Here is a 22,612-nt window from a genome sequence, read left to right as displayed (position 1 = left end):
TCCCCCAGGGGATCGGCCGCATACCCCACCTTCGCCAGCGCCCGCTTCGTGAACTCGTCCGTATTGACGATGATCTCCGCACCGCGCGGCAGATCGATGACATTGGCCATCAGAGCGGCCGGGTTCATCGCCACCAGCACGTCGGGCGCGTCGCCCGGGGTCAGGATGTCGTGGTCCGCGAAGTGCAGCTGGAAACTCGACACACCCGGCAGGGTCCCGGCAGGAGCCCGGATCTCGGCCGGAAAGTTCGGCAGCGTCGACAGGTCGTTCCCGAAGGACGCCGTCTCCGAGGTGAACCGGTCACCCGTCAGCTGCATCCCGTCACCGGAGTCCCCGGCGAACCGGATGATCACCCGGTCCAGCCGCTTCACCGGCTTGGACCGATTGGGCGCGCTGGCCTCGCCGGCCGTGCTGACCATGAACATCTCCCTCTGCTGCGAAGGCGGTTGGGGGAATGGGCCGGTCCCCCGGGGGTGTCGGGGACCGGCCCTGCTCCGGGGCGGCCTGGCGTCGGGCCCGGCCGCTGGGGTTTCGGGGGCTCTCCGTCGGACCCGCCCCTGGCCCCTCGCATCGGAGTCTGCGGTCAGGGCACTGGAGCCGCTCTGCACAACCTCTGGATGGCAGGCGGGTTTTCCGGTACCCGGGCCGTCCGCGGCACGGCGCCGCTGGTGCGGACCGGCCCGGATGTGCAAGGCTCGGACGTCCCCGGCGGGCGGATGTGGGAGGGCCGGCGAGTGGACCGCAGGACGTTCGGAGAGCTTCGCCGCCGGATCGGCTACCCCGATGCCGCCGTGCCCGAGGAACGCGACTGGTACACCCTGCGCCCCGGTTACGCGGCCGTGGAGTTCGCGGGGGACCCGGCCCGGCGGGCGGCCCTCGGCTGGGACGACGACGCCGATATGGCCGAGGTGTGGCGCCGCACCGCCCGACTGTCCGCGCACCCGGTGCTGCTCCGGGACGGACGCACCGGCCGGCCGCTCAACCCGGCGGGCCCGACCGGCATCGCAGGGCTCGGCCGGCTGCGCCGGTTCGGGCCCAACCCCACCGCCGACGGGGTCGTCACGCTCGGCGAGGGCGCAGCCGCGCGGGTCCTCCTGGTCGAGCGGCGGGACACCGGCCAGCCGGCCTTTCCCGGTGGGTTCTGCGACCCGCGGCCGGACGGCACGTTCGAGCACCCCTTGCGGACGGCGCTGCGCGAGGTGTACGAGGAGACCGGCGTCGTCGTCCGCGCGGGGGGCGTGGAGCTGCTGCACCGGGGGGTGGCCGCGGGTTCGCTGCGCAACACCGACAACGCGTGGATCGAGAACACGGCCTACCACGTCCGGCTGCCCGCCACCTCGGCGGACCCGCCCCCGGCGGCCGGGCGGGACGACGCGCTGACGGCCGGGTGGTTCCGGGTCGCCGGGGTGGACCCGGCGCGGATGAGCGACGTGCACGCCGCCAACCTGCTTCGGCTGCGCGCCCTGCTCGGCCGCTGAGCCCATCGGGCCTGCCGAAGCTGCCGAGCCCGCCGGACCTGTTGAGCCCGCTGACCTCGCGGCCGACCGCCCCGGGCGGCCTGCACCACCGGTACCGACCACCTCGCCGCAGGGGGCGTGCGCTCTCGCCTGCTCACTGTGAGCAATCTCGGAGTCGCCTTCCGCCTGAGCCGCCAGCCAGGCTCAACACAGCGGAGCTCTGCGGTCAGTGAGAGGTAGTCAGACATGGCGATGCCCAACCCGTTCCTTCAGGAGACCTGGTACTGCGATTACTCCGATCCGGTCATCAAGGGTCTCGCCGCCGATCTCCAGGCGGACGCCCGGGACGACCGGGAGACCGCGGTGGCGATGTTCCGATTCGTCCGGGATGCGGTCCGTTACGAGGTCGGCAACTGGCAGCGGAGTGCGGTGGAGACACTCGCGCATGCCAGCGGCACCTGTACGAACAGCGCCAACCTTCTGGTGGCGCTGCTGCGTTCGTCCGGCATCCCGGCGGGATACGGCATCATGTCGGTGCGCGGGCGCGAGTACTTCGGCCCGATCGCGCCGCGCAGGCTCAGCCGCCTGGTGGGCGAGGTGAGCAAGCACGTGTACGCGTGTGTCGAGCTCGACGGCGTCTGGGTGCGGTGCGACCCCTCGGACGACAAGGCGCTGTCCCTGGGGACGGTGCATCTCAACCCGCAGAGCCGGATGGTGGACTGGGACGGCACCCGGGACGCGATGCTCAACCTGGACCCCCATCACATCCTGGACGACCGGTCGCCGGCCGCCGACATCGACGGCCTGATGGCCAAGCCGATGCGCCGGGCGATGCGGGTGCCGGTGCGGATCGCCAACCACTACATGGACTTCCTGCGCGCGGAGGGCGCGGGCATGCGGGATCCGGCGGAGGCGGAGCAGCGGTTCGAACGCTGGCTGCGCGGGCGCCACCCCGCGCTGTACCTGGCCTACCGCGCGCTGCCGGCCGGCGCCCCACAGGTCGAGCCTGCCGCCTCCTGAGGTGACGCGCACGTACGCGAATGGCTGGACGGCCGAGGCCGTCCAGCCATTTTCCGCGCCCTCAGTCCTCGGTGAGCCCGAACCTGGCGTGCAGCCGGCGCAGCGGCGCCGGCGCCCACCAGTTCGCCTCGCCGAGCAGCCGCATGGCGGCAGGGACCAGGAGGCCCCTGACGAGCGTGGCGTCGATCAGGACGGCGAGGGCCAGGCCCGCCCCGAGCAGTTTCAGGATGCTCAGCTCGGAGGTGGCCAGCGCGCCGAGGACGGTGGCGACGATCAGGGCGGCCGCCGTGATCAGCCGGCCGGTGCGCTCCATGCCGAAGGCGACGGCGCGGGTGTTGTCGCCGGTGGCCAGGTACTCCTCCCGGATCCGGGACAGCAGGAAGACGCTGTAGTCCATGGAGAGGCCGAAGGCGACGCAGAACATCAGGATCGGCACGGTCACCTCCAGTTGCCCGGTGTGCACGAAGTCACCGACCAGCCACTTGAGGTGGCCGTCCTGGAAGACGTACACCATGGCGCCGAAGGAGGCGGTCAGGCTCAGCATGTTGAGGATCAGCTGCTTCAGCGGGATGACCACGCTGCCGGAGAACAGGAACAGCAGGACGAGCATGCTGACCGCGATGATCGCCCCGGCCCAGGGCAGCCGGCCGCTGAGCATCGCCTTGGTGTCCACCTGGGTCGCGGCGTCACCGCCGACCAGGACGTCGGCGGGCGCGGGCAGCGCCCGCACGGCGCGGGCGTACGCCTCGCCGGCGGACGAGCCGGGATCGACGTCGGAGACGACGGACAGCCAACTGCCGCCGCCGGCCGCGAAGGCGGCGGAGGCCGGTCCGGCGGGCGCGGCCAGGTTGCCGGCGGCGAAGGTGCCGACCGCGGAGTCCACCCGCTGGGTGTGCGGGATCGCCGACAACCGCTGTGCGTAGTCGGTCAGTTCGGCCTGGCTCCTCGCCGGGTCGAGGGCGGGTGCGACGACCACGACGGGCGAGGTCTGCGCGCCGTGGAACTCCGCCCGGACGGTGTCGGAGGCGACCTGCGAGGCGCTGCCGCGTGGCAGTACCCGGTCGTCCATGAGCGCGAACCTGGCCTGGGTGAAGGGGAGGACGAGCGCGGCCAGCAGCAGGGCCACGCCGCCGCCGATCAGCACCGGGCGGCGCATCACGGTGTGCGCCAGGCGGTGCCAGAGACCGTTGCCGGTGCGCGAGCCGGGCAGCCGCCGGCGGACCGGGGCGAAGACGTCGAAGCGGTCGATCCGGTGGCCGATCAGCGCCAGCAGTGGCGGCAGGACGAGTACCGAACTGGCCGCGGCGATCACGACGACGACGATGCCGGCGTAGGCCAGCGAGCGCAGGAAGTAGATCGGGAACACCAGCAGGGCGGAGAGCGACAGAACGACGGTGAGCGCCGAGAACAGCACGGTGCGCCCGGCACTGCGCAGGCTCGCGGCGACCGCCTCGGTGACGGTGCGCCCGGCGTCGAGTTCCTCGCGGTACCGGGTGACGATGAACAGGCTGTAGTCGACGGCGAGGCCGAAGCCGAGTGCCGTGGTGATGTTCAGTGCGAACACCGAGACCGAGGTCGCCTCGGTGAGCACCCGGAGCACGGCGTAGGTGCCGACCACCGAGACGACACCGACGAGCGCCGGGAGGGAGGCGGCCACCAGCGAGCCGAAGGTGGCGAGCAGGATGATCAGGGTGAGCGGTGCGGCGAGCACCTCGGCCTTCTTGAGGTCGAGGGCGCTCTGCTCGTCGGCCTCGGAGTTCACCTGGGCCGAGCCGGTGGCCTTGACGTCCAGCGGGCCGTGCCGGCCGACCAGGGTCGGCACCAAGTCCCTTGCGAGGTGGTAGGACTGGCTCTCGTCCCCGCCGAGCTTGACCAGCACGAGTGCGGTGCGGCCGTCCGCCGAGCGCAGGGTCGGGTCCTGTGCGCTCCAGTACGACTGGGCGTAGACGACACCCGGGGTCGCGGCGACCTTCCCGGTCAGTTCGCGCCCGGCGGCGGCGGCCTCCCCGTCACCGACGTCGCCGTCGGCCCGGACCACCAGCACGAGGTTGGGCGCGCCGGCGTGGAACTGGCCGGCGAGCAGCCGGTCGGCCTTGATGGACTCGGCCGAGTCGGGGGTGTACCCGCCGCTGGACAGCTTGCTCTCGACGCTCGCACCGACCAGGGCGGCGGCCACCGCGATGAGTCCCACCAGCAGCATGGCGATCCGCCGGCGGTCCACCAGGACCCGGGCGAGCGAGGCCAGGCGGCCGGTGACCGGGGCGGGCCCGTCCCCGGTTTCCGGGTGGGCCTGGATGGTTGTGGACATGGCATCCTCATGTCGTTGTCGTTGATCCGGCGCCGCCGCAGGCCGGGGCGCCGCGTGTCGGAAGGACGCGGATCAGGACGCCGCAGGGTGCCGGGGCTATCGGGCCCCGTCGATCAGGTGGCAGCAGAGGCCGTCGTAGGCCCACTTCTCCCACTGCTCGGGCGTCCAGCCGCGTTCGGTGACCAGCAGGTTGTACATTTCCGGGCCGAGCAGGGCGTAGCAGATGTCGACGGCCCGCTCCGGGGTGAGGCCCTCCACCAGCGCGTCGGCCTTCACCAGGGCGTCGACGAAGTGGTGCTGCACGACGCGGCGTTGCTCCTTGTTGGCGGCCCACAGCTCGGTGCCGTCGTCGTTGGTGATGACGGCGTTGCGCAGGACTTCGAGCAGTGGGGCGACGCGTTCGCTGATCTCCCGGGTCATCCGGGCCAGCATCCGGATCAGCTCGTGCGGGTCCTCGGCGGACAGTGCCGCGATGACGTGCGGGCGCTCCAGGGTGGGCACCGGGTCGTCGTCGCCGGCGACGTGCAGGTCGATCAGTTCCTTGAGGATCTTCTGCTTGTTCCCGAACGAGAAGTAGATCGTCTGTACGGCGACGCCGGCCTCCTGGGCGATCGACTCGATCGTGGTCAGCCCGTAGCCGTTCTGCACGAACAGCTTTATGGCGGCGTCGAGCATCCTCCGCCGGGTCTGCTGCGAGCGGAGGCGTCGTCCGTCTGTCCGGTTCACCATGGTGATCACTACCTACTTATTGTAGCTTAACTCTAGAGTTCGACACTAGATTTACACCACCACAGCGGAGGGTGCAAGTATGACCGTCAACTCGACACCGCAGACGGCCGATCCGGCCGTGTCCCGCCCCGTTTCCAAGTCGCTCGTCCCCCTGCTCACCGGGGGTATGGGGCTGTCGATGCTCGTGCTGTACACGATCGGGGCGCTCGGGCCGTCCATCATCGACGACCTCGGCATCTCCCGCTCCCGGCTCGGGCTGCTGCCCGCCGTGGCGTTCGGCACCGCGACCGTGCTGTCGCTGTACGCCGGGCACCTCACCGACCTGGTCGGCGGACGCCGGGCGTTCATCGTGCTGACCGCCCTGATCGGCGCCGACTTCGCCCTGCTGGCGGCCGGGCACGGGTACCCGATGCTGCTCGTGGCACTGGTGCTCGCAGGGGTGCCGCAGGCGCTGGCGAATCCGTCCACCAACAAGCTGATCGCCGCGCATCTGCCGCCGCAGCGGCGGGCGCTGGCGATCGGCATCAAGCAGTCCGGCGCGCCGCTGGCCGCCCTGATCGCCGGTCTCAGCCTGCCCGCGCTGGCCCACGCGCTCTCCTGGCGGACCGCGATCCTTCTGGTCGTGCCGATCGCCCTGCTCGCCTCCGTCGCCGCCGCGGCGACGCTGCCCCGCGACCAGGCTCCGACCGGCCCGCGTGTCCTCAGCCTGCCCGCCGCGCCGAACGCCGCCACCCGGTGGCTGATGGCCTACTCGCTCTGCGTCGGCTGCGGGCTCGCCTCGCTCAGCACCTACCTGCCGCTCTACGCCCACCAGCGCCTCGGCATGGGCGAGCAGCAGGCCGGCGCGCTGATCTCCGCGATCGGCCTGTCCGGGATCATCACCCGGGTGCTCTGGGCGCGGTTCAGCAGCCGGCTGTCGGACATCCCGTCCTCTCTGCTCGTGCTGGCCGTGGCCGCGCTCGGCTTCGCCGTCCTCATCCCGGCCGCCACCCACGGCACCTGGCTGGTCTGGATCGGCGCGCTCGGCCTGGGCGGGTCGGCCGCCGCCGCGAACGCCGTCTCGATGATCGCGGTGACCAAGGGGCGCGGCTTCGGGCAGACCGGGCACGCCTCGGCCCTGGTGTCGATGGGCTTCTTCGCCGGCTTCGTGGCCGGACCGATCGCGTTCGGCCTGCTCGCGGACGGGCGGGCCGGGTTCGGCGGCGGCTGGACGCTGGTCTGCGCGGTCTTCCTGGCGGCCCTGCTGTGCGCCCGCGCCGGCCGGGTGACGCTGCGGGCGAGCGCCTGAGCTCGGGTGCCCGTCCGGCCCGCCGGGCGGGCACCCGAGCGGCCGGCCGATTGTGGAAGACTTTACTAGAGTCTTCCACTAGAGTTAGACTACAGTAACTTGGCCGTGGGACAGCCACGGCCTCAACGCGTGGAGGGGAGGGCCGAGATGGCCTCAGCACTGGCGGGAAAGCGCGCGGCACTGATCCTGCTCACCGGCGTCGAACTGATCGTCTTCCTGGACGTTTCGATCATCAACCTGGCGATGCCCACCATCGGCGCCGCGCTCGGCATGAGCGTGGTCGCGCTGGTCTGGGTCAGCACGGCCTACCAGGTCACCTTCGGCGGGTTCCAGCTCGGCGCGGGCCGGGCCACCGACCTGCTCGGGCCGCGCCGGATGTTCCAGGTCGGCCTCGCCGTCTTCACTGCGGCCTCCCTGCTCGCCGGGCTGGCCCAGTGGGGCTGGCTGCTGATCGCGGCCCGCGCCGTCCAGGGGTTGGGCGCCGCGATCCTGATCCCGGCCGAACTCGCCCTGATCACCAGCACGTTCACCGAACCGGAGGCCTACCGGCGGGCCTTCGGCGTGTGGAGCGCGATGGGCGCGGTCGGCGCGGCCGGCGGCGTGGCGCTCGGCGGCATCATCGTCCAGACGCTCGGCTGGGAGTGGGTCTTCCTGCTCAACCTGCCGATCGGGGTGGCCGGCCTGGTGCTCAGCGGGCGCCTGCTCCCCGCCGACGGCGTCGACCTCTCCGCGGTCGGACGCCGGCGCCTCGACCTGCCCGGAATGGTCACCGGCACCGGCGCCCTGCTGCTGCTGGTGTACGTCGTCACGGCGGCGGCCGAGGGCGGCATGGGCCCGGTGCAGTGGCTGCTCACCGTACTGGGCGTGCTGCTCGGCGCCGCGTTCCTGCTGATCGAGCGCAAGGTCGACGAGCCGCTGCTGCCGTTCCGGATCTTCCGTGAGCGCAACATCAGCGGGTCCGCCGCCGCCAACCTGGTGGTCGGCGCGACGCACGTGCCGGCCTTCGTCTTCATCTCGCTGTACTTCCAGGAGGTGCACGGTTACAGCGCCATCCGGGCCGGTATGGCCGTGCTGCCGATCGCCCTGGTCAGCATCCCGGTCTCGCGGACGCTGATCCCGGTCGCGCTCAAGGCGGCCGGGCCGCGGCTGGTCCTCGCCTTCGGCATGACGGCGATGGCGGTGGCCCTGTTCCTGATGGGCCGGCTGCCGGTGGACGCCGACTACCTCACCGGGTTCCTGCCGGCGGCGCTGATCTTCGCGGTGGGCCTGCCGGCCTGCTTCGTCGGCGCCACCATGCCCGGCGTGAAGGCCGCGGCGCCCGGGCAGACCGGCATCGTGTCCGGCGTGGTGAACACCACCCAGCGCCTCGGCGCCGGCCTGGGCGTCGCACTGCTGGCCTCGCTGGCGCAGTCCCGCACCGCCTCGGTGGGCGGCGACCGCGCGGCGGCGCTCAACGCCGGGTTCCACTACGCCTTCCTCGGCGCCGCCGCGATGGCCGTGGTCGGCGTCGTGGTGGCGCTCACGGTGATCCGCCCGGAGCCGCCGAAGGTGGAGCCGGTGGAACTCGCCGACCTGGCGGCCCGGCCCTCGGGGGCAGCCGCGGAGTGACCCGCGGCATCGAGCAGGGCAGGGGCAGCCGTCCGGGCCGCCCCTGCCCGTTCGGCCGTCCGGCGGCGGGGCCGGCGGACGGCCGCGCCGCTCCGGCTGGCCGCTCTCAGACCTGTGACCGCGCGCCGGTGAGTTCCAGGGTGCCGTCCGTGCGCCAGCGGCCGAGCCAGTCCGAGCGGTGCAGCAGGCCGAGGTCCGGCTGGTCCGCGTCGAAGGCGCCGACCCGCTCGAAGGGCAGCGACGGGCCGGTGGCGCACACCTCGCCGACCCGGCCGGGCGGCAGCGGGCAGCCCTCCCGGTCCAGCACCTCGACCTGGACGTTGGGGACGGGGCTGCCGAACCCGCCGGCGGGAGCCACCCTGGTGGCGCCCGCGGCCGGGAACTCCTGGACGGTCCACGGCATGACGCCCGACGGGGTGAACTCCGCCCGCAGGGACGTGCGCGGCAGCAGGGCGAAGTGCAGGTCGAGCACGTCCTGCGGGCACGGGCCGCCGACCAGCACGACGGTGCGCGGGCCGACCCGGTCCGGGCTGTCCGCCAGGGCGGCCAGTACGCCCCGGTACTCCTCGGGGCTGAACACCGCCGCCGTCGTCCGGGCCCAGCCGAGGCCGTGCACCAGATCCCGGTCCCGGGACCGGTGGTGGAGCGTGCCGCCGCCGGCGAAGGCCCACCACATGGCGGAGAGGGTGCGCGGCCCGGTGGGCGGCTGGCGGACGGCGACCGCGCCGTCGGCCGCGCCCGCCTCGCGCAGCCGCGCGGCCAGCAGGTGCTGCCAGGCCAGGTGGTCGACCAGCTGCCCGCCGGCCCCGGCGTCGTCCTCCTCGTCGACCAGCAGGTAGGCGGCGTCCAGCGGGCCGGAGCGCGGGAGCGAGGGGTCCGCGCGCACCCCGCTGAGCCGCTCGCGGACCTCGGGGTCGTCCAGCACGATCACCGGGCTGCCGCCGGGCCAGACCGCCCGGCCGGACGCACTGCACAGGACGGCCTGCGCGCCGCTCAGCGCGGCGATCCGCGCCGCCGCGGCGGCGGATGCCCCGTGGGCCACCGGCACGCACACCCCGCCGGACTTCAGCACCGCCAACTGCGCCACCACGGACTGCGGATGGTCGTCGCAGTGCACGATCACCGGGTCTCCCAGCTGGACCCCGCCGCGGACCAGCGCGGAGGCCAGCTGGGTGGCGCGGATCTCCGCCCGGCCGTAGGTGAGGCGGCCCGCGTCGTCCCAGACCGCGATCGCCCCGGGCCGGCGGTGGGCCGCCCGGGTGAACACCGCGTCAAGGGTGAACGGCCGGGCCGCGTCGCGCGGCCCGGGCCCGGGCCGGCCGAAGGCCGGCACCCCGCGCAAGACGTTCCGATCGGCCGGAGCATGCTGGGTGATCATGATGTCCCCCTGTCGGGCGCGGACCGGATATCCGCCGGAATGGACGGGGGAATCAGCCCCCGTCCATTCGTCGATGCTGCATTCCCGTACCGCTCCCGGTCATCTCCGAGATTGCCGCATCCCGCAATTCGGGGCGCTTTCTCAGGAGATGAAGTCGTAGGACAGGTGGCTTTCCTCGGCCGCATCCGTCCAGTCACCGTATCGCCGCATTCCGTACAGCAAAGGGAACTGGGAACGGAGTTGGGAGACCGCTACCACCCGGCCGAGCACCATGGCGTGCGAGCCGACCTCGTGCACGTCGGTGACGGCGCAGTCGGCGACGGTGTGCGCCGCCTCGACCAGGTGCGGGCCGCAGGCCTCCCCCTCGGCCTGCCAGGCCACCCGGTCGAAGCGCTCCGGGGAGCCGGAGGAGAACAGCTCGGCCGTCCACCGGGCGCTGCTGTGGAGCAGGTTGACGGCATAGCCACCGCTGGCGAGGGCGGCCTCCAGGGTCGGGCTGCCGCGCCGCAGGCAGACCAGGAGGGTCGGCGGATCCAGCGTGACGCTGCACAGCGAGGTGCAGGTCATGCCCCACGGCTCACCCTCGGGGGTGAGCGCGGTGATCACGGCGACGCCGGTGGGAAATCCCGCCATCAGCGGGCGGATGTCCGGTACACGGTCCGAGGTCATGCGAACGGGTCTCCTGACGATCGGTCAGACCGGCTCCCTGACCAGGGCCGGACGGTCGGTGCGCGCAGGCCGGACGGCCTGGCGGATCTCCTCGACCAGCTCCGCGGTGAAATCCGCGAACGCCGGGCCGAGGAAGTGGAAGTGGCCGCCGGTGAACGTCCGGCGGCGGAACGGCCCGCGGGTCTCGCGCGACCACGGGGCGAGCGAGGCGGGCGGCGCCCAGACGTCGTCGACCGCGCCGAACGCGGTCAGCGGCGAGCCGATCGGCGCCCGGCGCGGGTCGGGCCGGTAGCCCGCGACGGCGCGCAGGTCACTGCGGACCAGTGGCAGGAACCGGGCCCGGAAGTCCGGCAGTTCGCCCGCCCGGGGGTGCATCCCGCCCATCCTGGTCAGCTGCGTCATCAGCTCGCCGTCGGACAGTTCCTCACCCGGCAGCGCCGCCCGGACGGGCTGCCCGGGCGCGGCCCGCCCCGAGACGCCGAGCCAGGCGGCCGGCCGGCCGGCCGCCTCCAGCGCGCGGGCCGTCTCGTACGCCACGACGGCCCCGAGACTGTGCCCGAACAGCGCGAGTGGGGCGCCGTCGCACCACGGCAGCACGTCGGCGGTGGCCACCGCCGCCAGCTCGGCAATCGACTCCAGCGCCGGGCGGGCGTGCCGTTTGCCGCGCCCCGGCAGGTCGAGCAGCAGGACGTCCCAGTCCGCCGGGACGCAGCGGGTGAGCGGGAAGTAGGCCGCCGCCGAACCGCCGGCGTGGTGGAACACCACCAGCCGGACGGCCGGGTCCGCGACCGGGCGCGGGCGGACGAAGGCGGTCATGCCGCAGCCTCCGCCCGGGTGGCGATGTCCGCCGCCAGCCGGCCGAAGATGTCCGCGAGCGGCAGCTCCAGGGGCAGGTCCTCGGCGGTCAGCCCGATCTCGTAGCGCTCCTCGACCCGGGTGATGAACAGGGTGGAGATGAAGGAGTCACCGCCGGACTCCAGGAACGACCGGTCGAGGTCCAGCTCCTCGGTGGAGTCGAGCACGGCGCGCAACTCGGCCCGCAGGTAGGCCCGGACGGCCTCCGGGTCGCGGGCGGCCGGAGCCTCGGACGCGGCGGCGCCGACGGCGGCGGCGGCCGGGCCCGCGCCGAGGGCCGGTTCGTCGACCCAGAACCGGCGGCGCTGGAACGGGTAGGTGGGCAGGTCACCCAGCAGCCGGGCACCCGGCGCGCGGAGCGCGTCCGGGCGCAGGTCCGCACCGGCCAGGTGGAGGGCGGCGACCGCGTCGAGCAGCAGGGCGGGCGCCCGGCCCGGCTGTGCGTCGGTGAGCGGCATGGCGCGGGTGGCGCCGGCCGCCTCCCACTCCAGCAGCGCCGGCCCGTCGGCCGGGGCGTCGGCCACCGCCCGCACGGGCAGGCCGAGGCGGCCCGCCAGCGCGGCCAGCTCGGTCGCCGGGTCGGCGCCGTGGCCGGTGAGCAGGTCCGGGAAGGCCTCGGCGAGGGCGCCGACGCAGGCCGTCAGCCGGTCCCGGTCACCGGCCGGCAGCCGCAGGGTGAGGCGGCGCGGGGCGGTGGCGGCCGGCGCCGCCGCGTGCCGGCCGACGGCCGCGGTGAGCCGGTCGGCCAGTTCGGCGGCGGTGGAGCCGGTGACGGCGATCCGGCAGGGCTGGGGCGCCCGGCCGGCCCGCAGGGTGTGGCAGGCGGACGGCAGCAGGGCCGGGTCGGCCTGCTTCAGGTATCCGGCGACGGCGGCGGCCAGTTCGGCGAGCGCGGACGGGTCCTTGGCGGACAGCGTGAGCAGTTCGGGCCGCCGCGCGCCGCCGGCCGGGGTCTCCTCGGCCCGCTGGTAGGCCTCCAGCACCACGTGCGCGTTGGTACCGCTCATGCCGAAGGAGTTGACCCCGGCGATCCGCCGGGCCAGCCCGGCCGGCCACGGCTGGTTGTCCACAGGAACGGTGAACCCCAGCTCGTCCCACGGGATGTGGGGGTTCAGCTCGCCGTCCTCGGGTGCGCGGGCCGCCGGGATTTCGCCGTGCTCCAGCATCAGGACGGTCTTGATCACGGCGGCGATGCCGGAGGCCGCCTCCAGGTGCCCGAGCCGGGACTTGACGCTGCCGATCGACAGTGGCAGGCCGCGCTCGCGGACGGCGGCGCCGACCACCCCGTCCAGCGCGCCGACCTCGATCGGGTCGCCGAGCACGGTGCCGGTGCCGTGGGCCTCGACGTAGCCCAGCTCGGCGGCCTGCACGCCCGCGTCGGCCAGCGCCGCGCGGATGACCTCCTGCTGCGCGGGCCCGTTGGGGGCGGTCAGGCCGGAGGCGGCCCCGTCGTGGTTGACGGCGGTGCCCCGGACGACGGCCAGCACCGGCCGCCCCTCCCGCTCGGCGTCCGCGAGCCGCATCAGGACGAGGGCGCCGACGCCCTCGCCGCGCCCGTAGCCGTCCGCGGTGGCCAGGAAGGACTTCGAACGCCCCTCCGGGGACAGCGCCCTGGTCTGGCTCAGCGACACCATCAGGTTCGCGGACAGCAGCAGGTTGGATCCGCAGACCAGCGCGTACCGGCACTCGCCGCCGCGCAGCGCCCTGGCCCCCAGGTGCAGGGCCGACAGCGAGGAGGAGCAGGCGGTGTCGACGCTGAGCACCGGGCCGCGGAAGCCCATCACGTAGCTGATCCGGCCGGCGCCGAAGCAGAGCCCGCCGCCGGTGGTGAAGTACGGGTCGATGCGGCTCAGGTCGGTGCGGTCGGCCATCCGCTCGTTGTACTCGGAGGCCATCATGCCGAGGTACACGCCGACATCGAGGCGGTCGGCCCGGCGGACGGCGATGCCGGCCCGCTCCAGCGCCTCCCAGGCGGTCTCCAGCAGCATCCGCTGCTGCGGGTCGAGCAGCTTCGCCTCGCGCGCCGAGATGCCGAAGAACTCGGCGTCGAAGTGGGCGATGTCGGAGAGGAACCCGGCCCGGTCCACGTAGGAGCGGCCCGGTTTGCCGGGGACGGGGTCGTGGACGGCGCGCAGGCCCGGCCGGTCCTCGGGGATGGTGCTGTAGGCGGTGCCGGCGCCGCGCAGGAAGTCCCAGTAGGCGTCGGGCGAGTCGAGACCGCCTGGCAGCCGCAGGCCGATGCCGACCACCGCGAGTGCGGCGCTGCGCTCCTCCTCCAGTTCCTGGACCCGGGCCCGAAGCCGGCGGGTCTGCTTGAGCTGGTCCTCCATCAGCGTGCGGATCTTCTCGGCGTCCATGGTCTCCGTCCTCATTTCTCTGCTGCCACGTCGGCCTGCACGGCTTTGACGAGATCGTCGAAGGACAGGCCCGCCAGGTCGGCGAAGTCCTCCTCCGGAGCGGGATCGGGCTCCGTCGGCGCCAGTAGTCCGGCGCAGTGGGAGGCGAGTTGGGCCACCGTGGGGTGGTCGAGCGCGACGGTGGCAGGGAGGTCCCGGGCGAGGGCGTGGGCCAGCCTGGTCCGCAGGTCGATCACCATGATCGAGTCGAGTCCGCAGTCCGAGAAGCCGGCGTGGTCGTCCGGGCCGAGCGGTTCGCCCAGCACCGCGCCGGCCAGCTCCCGGACGTGTCCGCGCAGCCGGTCCGCCAGGCTCTCCGGCCCGTCCCCCGCCAGCAACTCACCCAGCCAGCCGCGTGGTCGGGCGGCCGGGGCAGCGGCCGGGGCGGCCGGCCTACGGCGGCCGAGCGCCTCCAGCAGGGCGCCGCGCGGGTGTCCGGCCAGCTGCTCGGTGTACCGCTCCGGGTCCAGCGCGACGGCGGCCAGCCGGGCCCGCTGCCCGCCGAGCGCGAGCAGCAGCAGCTCCTCGGCCTCCTGGTCGTCGAGCGCCTGCACGCCCGTCCGGGCGATGGCCCGGCCGGTCGCGGCGCTGCCGGCCAGCCCGGCCTTGGCGGCCGGGGTCCACGGGCCCCAGCCGACGGCCGTCGCGGGTACCCCCTCGGTGCGCAGCCGCACCGCCAGGCCGTCCAGGAAGCCGTTGGCCGCCGCGTAGTTCGCCTGTCCGGCGGAGCCGAGCACGGCGGAGGCCGAGGAGAACAGCAGCAGGGCGGTGAGCTCGTGGCCGGTGAGTGCGGCCGCGAGGTTGGCGGCGCCCCGGGCCTTGGCGGCGAAGACCCGCTCGAAGGCCTCGGGGGTGAGCTGTTCGAAGGCGTGGTCGTCGGTGACGCCGGCCAGGTGCAGCACGGTGCGCAGCGGTGCCTCGCGGCCGGCCTCGGCGACCGCCCGGCGGCAGTCCTCGGGGTCGGTGACGTCGCCCTGGACGATCCGGACGACGGCACCCGCGGCGGTGAGTTCCGCGATGACGGCGCGGGCGGCGGCGTCCGGGGCGGAGCGTCCCATCAGGGTGAGCGCGGGGGCGCCGAGCCGGGCCAGGAAGCCGGCCGCGCTCAGGCCGAGCGCGCCGAGGCCGCCGGTGATCAGCACCGCACCGGGGGCGGCGGGCCGGCCGCCGGCGGCCTCGCACGGGGTCAGCCTGGCGGCGTGGGCGGCGCTGCCGTCGATCCGCAGCCGGGTCTCGCCGACGGGCGCGGCGAGCACCTCGGCCACCGTCGCCGGGTTCCAGTCGGCGCCGAGGGCGAGCCGCAGCAGGCGGCGCTGCGGCTGCTCGGCCTCCAGGGCGGCCAGCAGGCCCCAGAGTGCTTCGGCGGCCGGGGCGTGCGCCGGGTCGGCCGAGGTGAGCAGCGCGTACGGGGTGCCGGGGTCGGCCGTGCGCAGGGTGTCGGCCAGGGTGACGGCGGCGGCCTGTGCGGCTTCGGCGTCGGCGGGCGCGTCGTGGAAGCGGGCGTCGACCAGCAGGTCGACGTCGGTGGGCGGCCGGGTGCCGGCCGGGGTGACCGCGTGGCCGGCGGCCGTGCAGGCGGCGGCGAGGGCGCGGCCGGCCGGGGTGTCGGCGCCGAGCAGGGTGATCCGGCGGGCGGGCCCGGCGGCGGGCCGGGCGGGCTGCCAGGTCAGCTCGTAGGCGTGCCGTGGCCCGTCCCGCAGGGAGCGTTCGAGGAGTGTGCGCGGGGCCCGGCGGAACCGGAATCCGTCGGCGACCAGGACGGGGGCGCCGTCGGCGTCGTAGAGGCGGATGTCGGCGGACTCGACCTGCATCAGGCCGTCGGCGCTGCGGTCGTGGCGGGCGGCCCGGATGTGGCCCCAGAGTTCGCGGCCGGGGCCGGGCCGGCCGGGGGAGGACAGCCGGGCGATGGCGAACGGGATCGCCAGGGCGCTCTCCTCGGCCACGTCCTCGCCGGCGGCGGGCACGGCGAAGGTGACGGCGCTCTGCAGGCAGGAGTCGAGCAGCCCGGGGTGGATCCGGTAGCCGCTCGGGTCCTCGCCGGTCGCCTCCGGTTCGACGTAGCGGACCAGTGCCTCGTCGCCGCTGATCCAGGCCTCGTCGATCCAGCGGAAGGACGGGCCGAGGTGGTAGCCGAGGCTGCGCAGGTGACCGTAGAAATCCGCGCCGGTGAGGTGGCGCTCGGCGCGGGCGGCGAAGGCGCGCGGGTCGGGCAGCGGTTCGGGCAGGGGTTCGGGTCGGGCCGGGGCGGCCGGGGCGATCCGGGCCGACAGGTGCTCCTGCCACCGGCCGTCAGCGGGGTCGACGAGGCTCTGCACGCTGACCGTCCGGGCCGTGCCGGGCGCGGTGGCGGGACCGGAGTCGATCACCTGGAGCGGGTAGCTCTCGCCCTCCCGCAGGACGAGGGCGCGCGGGAAGTGCAGGTCCTCCAGCACCACCGGGCCGCCGTCGGCGCCGAGCGCGGAGAGCGCGGTGGCGGTCTGCGAGGCGCCCGGCACCGAGACGGTGCCGAACAGCCGGTGGTCGGTGAGGTGGGCCGGGTACCCGGTGCTGCGTTCGGTGGCCCAGACCCGGCCGGGCAGGGCGGGCGAGCGCAGTTCGGTGCCCCAGGCGGGGGCGCCGACGGGGGCGGCCGCGGGGTGCGCGGCGGCCTGCGGGGGCTGGGCCTTCGTCCAGTACCGGGTGTCGGCGAACGGGTAGCGCGGGGCGTCGGCCACCCCCGCGGCCGGCTGCACCCGCCGCCAGTCGAGGTCCTGGCCGGCCAGGTAGAGCGTCCGCGCGGCGCCCAGCAGCGCGGCCCGCTCGCCGGTGCCCCGCTTCAGCGAGGCGGCGAGGCCGCCGGCCGGGGTGAGGCCGGCGCCGTTGACCAGGTTGACCAGGGTGCGGTCGGGGCCGATCTCCAGGCAGACGTCCACGCCGAGCTCCGCCAGCTGCCGGGCACCGTCGTGGAACCGCACCGGCTGCCGGGCGTGCCGGCACCAGTAGGCGGCGTCGTAGGTGTCGTCGCCGGCCGGCCGGCCGGTGACGTTGGAGATCACCGGGAGCTGCGGGGCGCGGAACTCCAGCGGCGCGAGGGCGTCGGCCAGGCCTTCGACGGCCGGGTCCAGCAGGCGGGAGTGGAAGGCGTGCGAGACGGCCAGCCGCCGGGCCCGCACGCCCTGCTCCTTGAGCCGTTCGGCGAGCGCGTCGATCGCGGCGGGTTCGCCGGCGACCACCGTCGCCGCCGGGCCGTTGACGGCCGCGAGGTCCAGGCCGAGGCCCTGCGTCCAGCCGAGGACCTGCTCCTCGGTGGCGAGCACGGCGAGCATCGCGCCCCGTTCGGTGGCCTGCATCAGGCGGGCCCGGTCGGCGATCAGGCCGAGCCCGGTGGGCAGGTCCATCACTCCGGCGTGCATCGCGGCGGCGATCTCGCCGACACTGTGGCCCATCACCACGGCGGGGGTGACGCCCCAGGACTCCCAGAGCGCCGCCAGGGCGGTCTCCAGGGTGACGAGGGCGGGCTGGGTGCAGCGGGTCTCGTCGATCGCGTTCCGGTCCTCGCCGTAGAACATCAGCTCGGTGAGGGAGGCGCCGAGTTTCGGGGTGAGGACGGCGTCGCAGCGGTCGAAGACCTCCCGGAACACCGGCTCGCTCTCGTACAGCTCCCGGCCCATCCCGAAGTACTGGCTGCCCTGCCCGGAGAAGAGGAAGGCGACCTTCGGCGCGCGGCCGGCCCGGCCGCCGGGGGCGGGTTCGCGCAGCGCGTCGAGCAGTTGCTCCCGGCTGCGGCCGAGCAGGGCGCGGCGGTACGGGAAGTGCGCGCGGCCGGCGCCGGCGGTGGCGGCGAGTGCGGCGAGCCCGGTGTCGTCGGCGGCGGTGAGGCGCTGCTCCCAGGCGGCGGTGAGGCGCTCCAGGCCCTCGGGGTCGGGGGCGGAGAGCGGCAGCAGGTGGACGTCGGAGGCCGCCGGCCCGGCAGCGGGCTCCGGCCCGGGCTCCGGCTCCGGGGCGTCGGCGAGCAGCAGGTGGGCGTTGGTGCCGGTGAAGCCGAAGCCGGAGACGCCGGCCACCCTGGGGGCGGCGCCGCGGCGCCAGGGTGTCGGGGTGTCCACCACCCGGACGTTCATCTCGGCCCAGGGCACGTGCGGGTTCGGTTCGCCGAAGTGCAGGTTGGCGGGGATCAGGTCGTGGCGCAGCGCGAGCACCGTCTTGATCACGGCGGCCAGGCCGGCGGCGGACTCGCAGTGGCCGATGTTGCTCTTCACCGAGCCCACGTGCAGCGGCTCGCCGGGGCGTCGCCCCTCCCCCAGCACCCGCCAGGCGGCGCCGAGTTCGACCGGGTCGCCGAGGGCGGTGCCGGTGCCGTGGGCCTCCAGGTAGGAGACCTCGCGGGCGTCCGTCGCGGCGTCGGCGAGGGCGCTGCGGAGCATCGCCTCCTGGGCGGCGCCGTTGGGCGCGGTGAGACCGGAGGAGGCGCCGTCCTGGTTGACGGCGCTGCCCCGGATCACCGCGAGCACCCGGTCGCCGTCGCGGCGGGCGTCGCTGAGCCGCTTGAGGACGAGCACGCCGCAGCCCTCGGAGCGGACGAAGCCGTCCGCGTCGGCGGAGAACGTCCGGCAGCGGCCCTGCGGGGCGAGCATGTGGGCCTGGCTGACGGCGACCCAGGACATCGGGTCGAGCAGCACGTTGACACCGCCGGCCAGCGCCGCGTCGCTCTCGCCGGAGCGCAGTGAGCGGACGGCGAGGTGCAGGGCGACCAGTGAGGACGAGCAGGCGGTGTCGACCGCCAGCGCGGGCCCGGTCAGTCCGAGGGTGAAGGCGAGGCGGCCGGCGGCGGCGTTGAGCGCGGTACCGGTGCCGTAGTACGCGTCGACCTGGTCGGCGCCGCCCCGGGCGAGCAGCCGGGCGTAGTCGGCGGAGCTGACGCCGACGAAGACGCCGGTGCGGGTCTCGCGCAGCCGGCCCGGGTCGATGCCGCTGTCCTCCAGGGCGTGCCAGGCGGATTCGAGCAGCAGGCGCTGCTGCGGGTCCAGGCTCTCGGCCTCGCGGGCGGGGACGGCGAAGAAGGCGGCGTCGAACCGGTCGAGGTCGCCGAGGAACCCGCCCTGGTCGGTGGTCACCCGCCCGGGGGCGAGGGCGGCCTGGTCCCAGCGGTCGGCGGGCACCGGGGTGACGCCGTCGCGGCCCTCGCGGAGCAGGTGCCACAGGTCGTCCACGGAGTCGGCCTGCGGGAACCGGCCGGCCATGCCGACGATGGCGATCGGCTCGGCCTCGCCGGGCTCCGGCCGGGGTGCTCCGGACCCGGCCGGGGCGGGGGCGGGGGCAACGACGGGGGGCGGGGCGGCGGCGGGCCGGTGCGTGACGTGGCCGGCCAGCAGGCGGTCGGCGAGGCGGGTGACGGTGGGGTGGTCGAAGATGTCGGCGACCTGGACGGCGCCCTCGAAGGCCTCGCCGAGGCGGACGGCCAGGTCGACGGCCGTGATCGAGTCCAGGCCGAGGTCGAAGAAGCCGGTGTCCCGGTCGATGTCGTCGGCGGACGCGTGGCCGAGCTGGACGGCGGTCAGCCGGGCGACCTCCGCTGCGGCGGCCTCGCGGCGGGCCCGCTCGGGGAGGGCGGCGAGGCGGCCGAGCACGGAGGGTTCGGCCGGTCCGGCGGCAGGGGCCGCAGCAGTCGTGCTGGAGGCGGTGGCGGTGGCGAAGAGCCCGCGCGGGCGCAGGCCGTCGGTCACCTGGCGCAGCCGGCCGAGGTCGAGCGGGCAGGCCACCAGATGGCCGGCGGCGCCGGGTGCGGTGCCGGTGAGCGCGGCGCGGCCGGCGGCCGCGTCCAGGGCGCCGACGCCGAGCCGGGCGGAGCGGCTGCGGAGTCCGGCGTCGGCCATGCCGTCGCCGTCCAGCGCCCAGGGGCCGTAGGCGAGGCTGACGGCGGGCAGGCCGAGCGCCGTCCGGTGGGCGGCCAGTGCGTCCAGTGCGCCGTTGGCGGCGGAGTAGGCGGCGCAGTCCTCGGTGCCCCAGAGTGCGGAGACCGAGGAGACCAGCACGAAGAAGTCCAACGGCCAGCTCTGCGAGGCCTGGTGGAGCGCCCAGGCGCCGGCGGCCTTGCCGCGCAGGGCGTCCGCGAAGTGCTCGGCGGTCAGGCCGGCGGCCGGGGTGCGCTGCAGGGTGCCGGCGGCGTGGATCACGCCGTGGACGGGTGGCAGGCCGCTCAGCGGGGTGCAGGCGGCGGCGAGTGCCGCAGGGGTGTCGCAGCCGCCGTCGCGGTAGTCCACCCGGACGCCCTGGGCGCGGAGTGCGGCCAGGAGGGCGGTGGCGGGGGCGGCGAGGTCCGGCTCCGGGCGGCGGCCGATCAGCAGCAGGTGCCGGGCGCCGAGCCGGACGAGTTCGCCGGTCAGCTCCCGGCCGACGGCGCCCAGTGCGCCGGTCACCAGGTAGGTGGCGTCCGGCCGGACGGTGAGCGGCCGGGGCGGGGCCGTGGAGGGGGTGAGCCTCGGTACCCGCAGGGCGCCGGCCCGGACGGCCGCGACGTCCTCCGTGCGGTCGGCGGCGGTGACCAGGGCGATCAGCGCCGCGGCGTCGGCCGGGCCGGGCTCGGCCGGGAGGTCGATGACGCCGCCCCAGGCCGCGCCGAGTTCCAGGCCGAGGACGGGGGCCAGGCCGTGCAGCAGGCCGTGGTCGGTGCCGGCCGTCCGCTCGCCGTCGGCGGTGCGCAGCACGCCCCTGGTGACGGCGTGCACCCGGTGGTCGCCGCTGGTGGCGGCGAGGGTGGCGGTGGTGACCGCCGCGCAGAGGGCGGCGCCGGCGTCGACGGGGTCGGTGGTGCCGGGTGCGTCCGGTGGCAGCGCGGCGGCCCGCAGGGCGAGGACGAGTGCGGCCGGTCCGGCGGCGCCGCGTCCGGCCCAGAAGGCGGCCCAGCCGGCGGAGCCGGCGGGCAGCGGCTGCTGCTGCCAGTCGGACGGCGTGCTCAGGGGCACGGGGCACAGCACGGTGCCCCGGTGCCCCCGAGCGGCCGCTTCGCGGACGAGCTGCTCCAGCGACTGAGTGTCGTCGCCCGCGAAGATCAGGGTGGCGCCGGCGGCCGGGCCGGCGGGGGTGTGGTCCTGCCAGCGGAGTTCGTGCGCGCCGGGGAGCGGCGGGGTGCCCGCCGCGTGGTCGGGGGCGTACCGCTGCCGCTGCCACGGGTACGTCGGCAGGTCGGTCACCCGGCGCGGCAGGACGGCGCCCGGGGCGCCCTCGCCGCCTGTCGCCACGGCCGGCGAGGGGGTGCCGTCGGCCAGCGCGCGCAGCGCCTCGGCGGCGGCCTGCGGGGTGGCGGCGGTGATCCGGGCGCGGTGTTCGTGCCCGGTGCGGCCGGCGGTGGCGGTGTGCGCGAAGGCCGGGTAGTCGGCGGGGTCGAGGGCCAGGGCGCGCCCGGCGTAGCGGGCGGCGAGGGTGCGGAGCGCGTCGGGGGTCTTCGCGGAGAGGGTGAACCCCTCGACCGGCACGGCGGGCCGGTCGGCCTCGGGCTCCGGGGCGCCGAGGATGACGTGCGCGTTGGTGCCGCTCATCCCGAAGGAGCTGACGCCGGCGTAGCGGCCTGCCTGCGGGCTCCAGTCGGTCAGCTCGGTGGGCAGCGTGATGCCGGTGCCGGACAGGTCGATCCGCGGGTTGAGGGTGCGCAGGTGCACCAGCGGCGGCAGCTTGCGCTCGCGCAGGCAGAGCACGGCCTTCGCCAGCCCGGCGACTCCGGCGGCGGACTCCAGGTGGCCGAGGTTGGTCTTGACGGCGCCGACCGAGAGCGGGGCGCCGCCGTTGGGGCGGCCGAGCGCGGTGGCGAGCGCCTCCATCTCGATCGGGTCGCCGAGCGAGGTGCCGGTGCCGTGCGCCTCGACGAAGCCGATGTCGGCGGGTTCGAGGCGGGCCTCGGCGAGGGCCTGCTCGATCACCGCGACCTGGGAGAGCACGTTGGGTGCGGTGAAGCCGCCGGAGCGGCCGTCCTGGTTGACGGCGGAGCCGTGGATCACCGCGTGCACGCGGTCGCCGTCGCGCCGGGCGTGGTCGAGCCGCTTGAGGACGACGACGCCGCAGCCCTCGCCGCGGGTGAAGCCGTTGGCGCGGGCGTCGAAGCTCTTGCACAGTCCGTCCGGGGCGAGCGAGCGGGTCTCGCGGACGAGTCGCATCGAGTTCGGCGACATGATCAGGTTGGTGCCGGCGGCGAGCGCGATCTCGCACTCGCCGCGGCGCAGCGCCTGGGCGGCGAGGTGCACGGCGACCAGGGAGGACGAGCAGGCGGTGTCGACGGAGACGGCCGGTCCGGTCAGGCCGAGGTGGTAGGCGACCCGCCCGGCCGCGAAGTTGTGGCCGTTGCCGGTGGTCCAGGACGCCTCGGGCTCCCCCGCCAGCCACTCCCGGTAGTCCTGCCACATGATGCCGAGGAAGAGGCCGGTGCGGGCGGCGGCGAGGCCGTCGACGGGCAGCGCGGCGTTCTCCAGTGCCTCCCAGCTGACCTCCAGCAGCAGCCGGTGCTGCGGGTCGAGGTGGCGGGCCTCGCGCGGGCTGATGCCGAAGAACGCGGCGTCGAAGTCGAGTACCTCGTCCAGGAAGCCGCCGCGCTGCGGCAGGCCCTCCCACTCGGCCGCGAACGGGCCGCGCCGCTCGGGCGGCATCGGGCGGACGAGGTCGCGTCCGGCCGCCAGGGCGTCCCAGTAGCCGTCGAGGTCGTCGATGCCGCCGGGCAGCCGCAGGCCGACTCCGACCACGGCGATCGGTTGGCTGCCCTGCTGCTCGTCCAGTTGCCGGCGCAGGGTCCGGACGGTGGCGAGCGCGCGGGTGAGCGGGGTCTGCCGCGTGCCGTCGGAGGTGCTGGTCTCTTCCATGGACTCGGTTCCTCGCGGTCTGAAGCGATGGGCTGAAGCGATGGGCTCGTCGGTCGGTGGGTCGTCGGGGGCGGTGGGTCGG

Annotated in this window: 12 protein-coding genes; 4 read left to right on the top strand and 8 right to left on the bottom strand. The window is 75.2% G+C overall.

Features of this window, described 5'->3' with window-relative positions:
* A partial coding sequence (locus ACFUK0_RS10975) for a 2-oxoacid:acceptor oxidoreductase family protein (protein ID WP_380248482.1) occupies positions 1-425 on the bottom strand: 425 nt, incomplete at its 3' end.
* Between the two features lie 309 nt (positions 426-734).
* On the opposite strand from ACFUK0_RS10975, the gene ACFUK0_RS10970 reads away from it, so the two are divergent.
* Positions 735-1,478: an NUDIX domain-containing protein gene (locus ACFUK0_RS10970; protein WP_380248480.1), complete on the top strand. Its 744-nt coding sequence runs from the start codon at positions 735-737 to the stop codon at positions 1,476-1,478.
* Positions 1,479-1,703: 225 nt separating this feature from the next.
* The gene (locus ACFUK0_RS10965; RefSeq protein WP_380248478.1) at positions 1,704-2,477 is read left to right on the top strand and encodes a transglutaminase family protein; all 774 of its coding nucleotides are present in this window, start codon (positions 1,704-1,706) and stop codon (positions 2,475-2,477) included.
* Between the two features lie 61 nt (positions 2,478-2,538).
* Here the strand turns inward: ACFUK0_RS10965 and ACFUK0_RS10960 are convergent, their stop codons facing one another.
* The gene (locus ACFUK0_RS10960; RefSeq protein WP_380248476.1) at positions 2,539-4,785 is read right to left on the bottom strand and encodes an MMPL family transporter; all 2,247 of its coding nucleotides are present in this window, start codon (positions 4,783-4,785) and stop codon (positions 2,539-2,541) included.
* A gap of 96 nt (positions 4,786-4,881) precedes the next feature.
* A complete protein-coding gene (locus ACFUK0_RS10955; protein WP_380248474.1) occupies positions 4,882-5,514 on the bottom strand; it encodes a TetR/AcrR family transcriptional regulator in 633 nt (210 codons plus the stop codon).
* A 79-nt stretch (positions 5,515-5,593) separates the two neighbouring features.
* Between ACFUK0_RS10955 and ACFUK0_RS10950 the strand changes: the two genes are divergently transcribed.
* A complete protein-coding gene (locus tag ACFUK0_RS10950) occupies positions 5,594-6,802 on the top strand; it encodes an MFS transporter (protein WP_380248472.1) in 1,209 nt (402 codons plus the stop codon).
* A 147-nt stretch (positions 6,803-6,949) separates the two neighbouring features.
* Positions 6,950-8,410, top strand: a complete 1,461-nt coding sequence (locus ACFUK0_RS10945; protein ID WP_380248471.1) for an MFS transporter — start codon at positions 6,950-6,952, stop codon at positions 8,408-8,410.
* A gap of 106 nt (positions 8,411-8,516) precedes the next feature.
* Here the strand turns inward: ACFUK0_RS10945 and ACFUK0_RS10940 are convergent, their stop codons facing one another.
* The 5 genes from ACFUK0_RS10940 to ACFUK0_RS10920 form a co-directional block, all read right to left on the bottom strand.
* Positions 8,517-9,788 (bottom strand): AMP-binding protein, encoded by a 1,272-nt coding sequence (locus tag ACFUK0_RS10940; protein ID WP_380248469.1) that lies wholly within the window; start codon positions 9,786-9,788, stop codon positions 8,517-8,519.
* 141 nt (positions 9,789-9,929) lie between these two features.
* Positions 9,930-10,457, bottom strand: a complete 528-nt coding sequence (locus ACFUK0_RS10935; RefSeq protein WP_380248467.1) for a flavin reductase family protein — start codon at positions 10,455-10,457, stop codon at positions 9,930-9,932.
* A 24-nt stretch (positions 10,458-10,481) separates the two neighbouring features.
* Positions 10,482-11,273, bottom strand: coding sequence for a thioesterase II family protein (locus ACFUK0_RS10930; RefSeq protein WP_380248465.1), 792 nt, complete (start codon positions 11,271-11,273; stop codon positions 10,482-10,484).
* Positions 11,270-13,669, bottom strand: coding sequence for a beta-ketoacyl synthase N-terminal-like domain-containing protein (locus ACFUK0_RS10925; RefSeq protein ID WP_380248463.1), 2,400 nt, complete (start codon positions 13,667-13,669; stop codon positions 11,270-11,272). The genes ACFUK0_RS10930 and ACFUK0_RS10925 overlap by 4 nt, the downstream gene beginning before the upstream one ends.
* An 11-nt stretch (positions 13,670-13,680) precedes the next feature.
* Complete coding sequence (locus tag ACFUK0_RS10920) at positions 13,681-22,530, bottom strand: SDR family NAD(P)-dependent oxidoreductase (protein ID WP_380248461.1); 8,850 nt, start codon at positions 22,528-22,530, stop codon at positions 13,681-13,683.
* Positions 22,531-22,612 lie beyond the last annotated feature (82 nt).

Origin of the sequence: Kitasatospora sp. NPDC057223, from assembly GCF_042669755.1 — a bacterium.
Taxonomy (GTDB): Bacteria; Actinomycetota; Actinomycetes; order Streptomycetales; family Streptomycetaceae; genus Kitasatospora.
The sequence above is the reverse complement of the archived record's forward strand: the minus strand, read 5'-3'. Positions and strand labels throughout refer to the sequence as shown.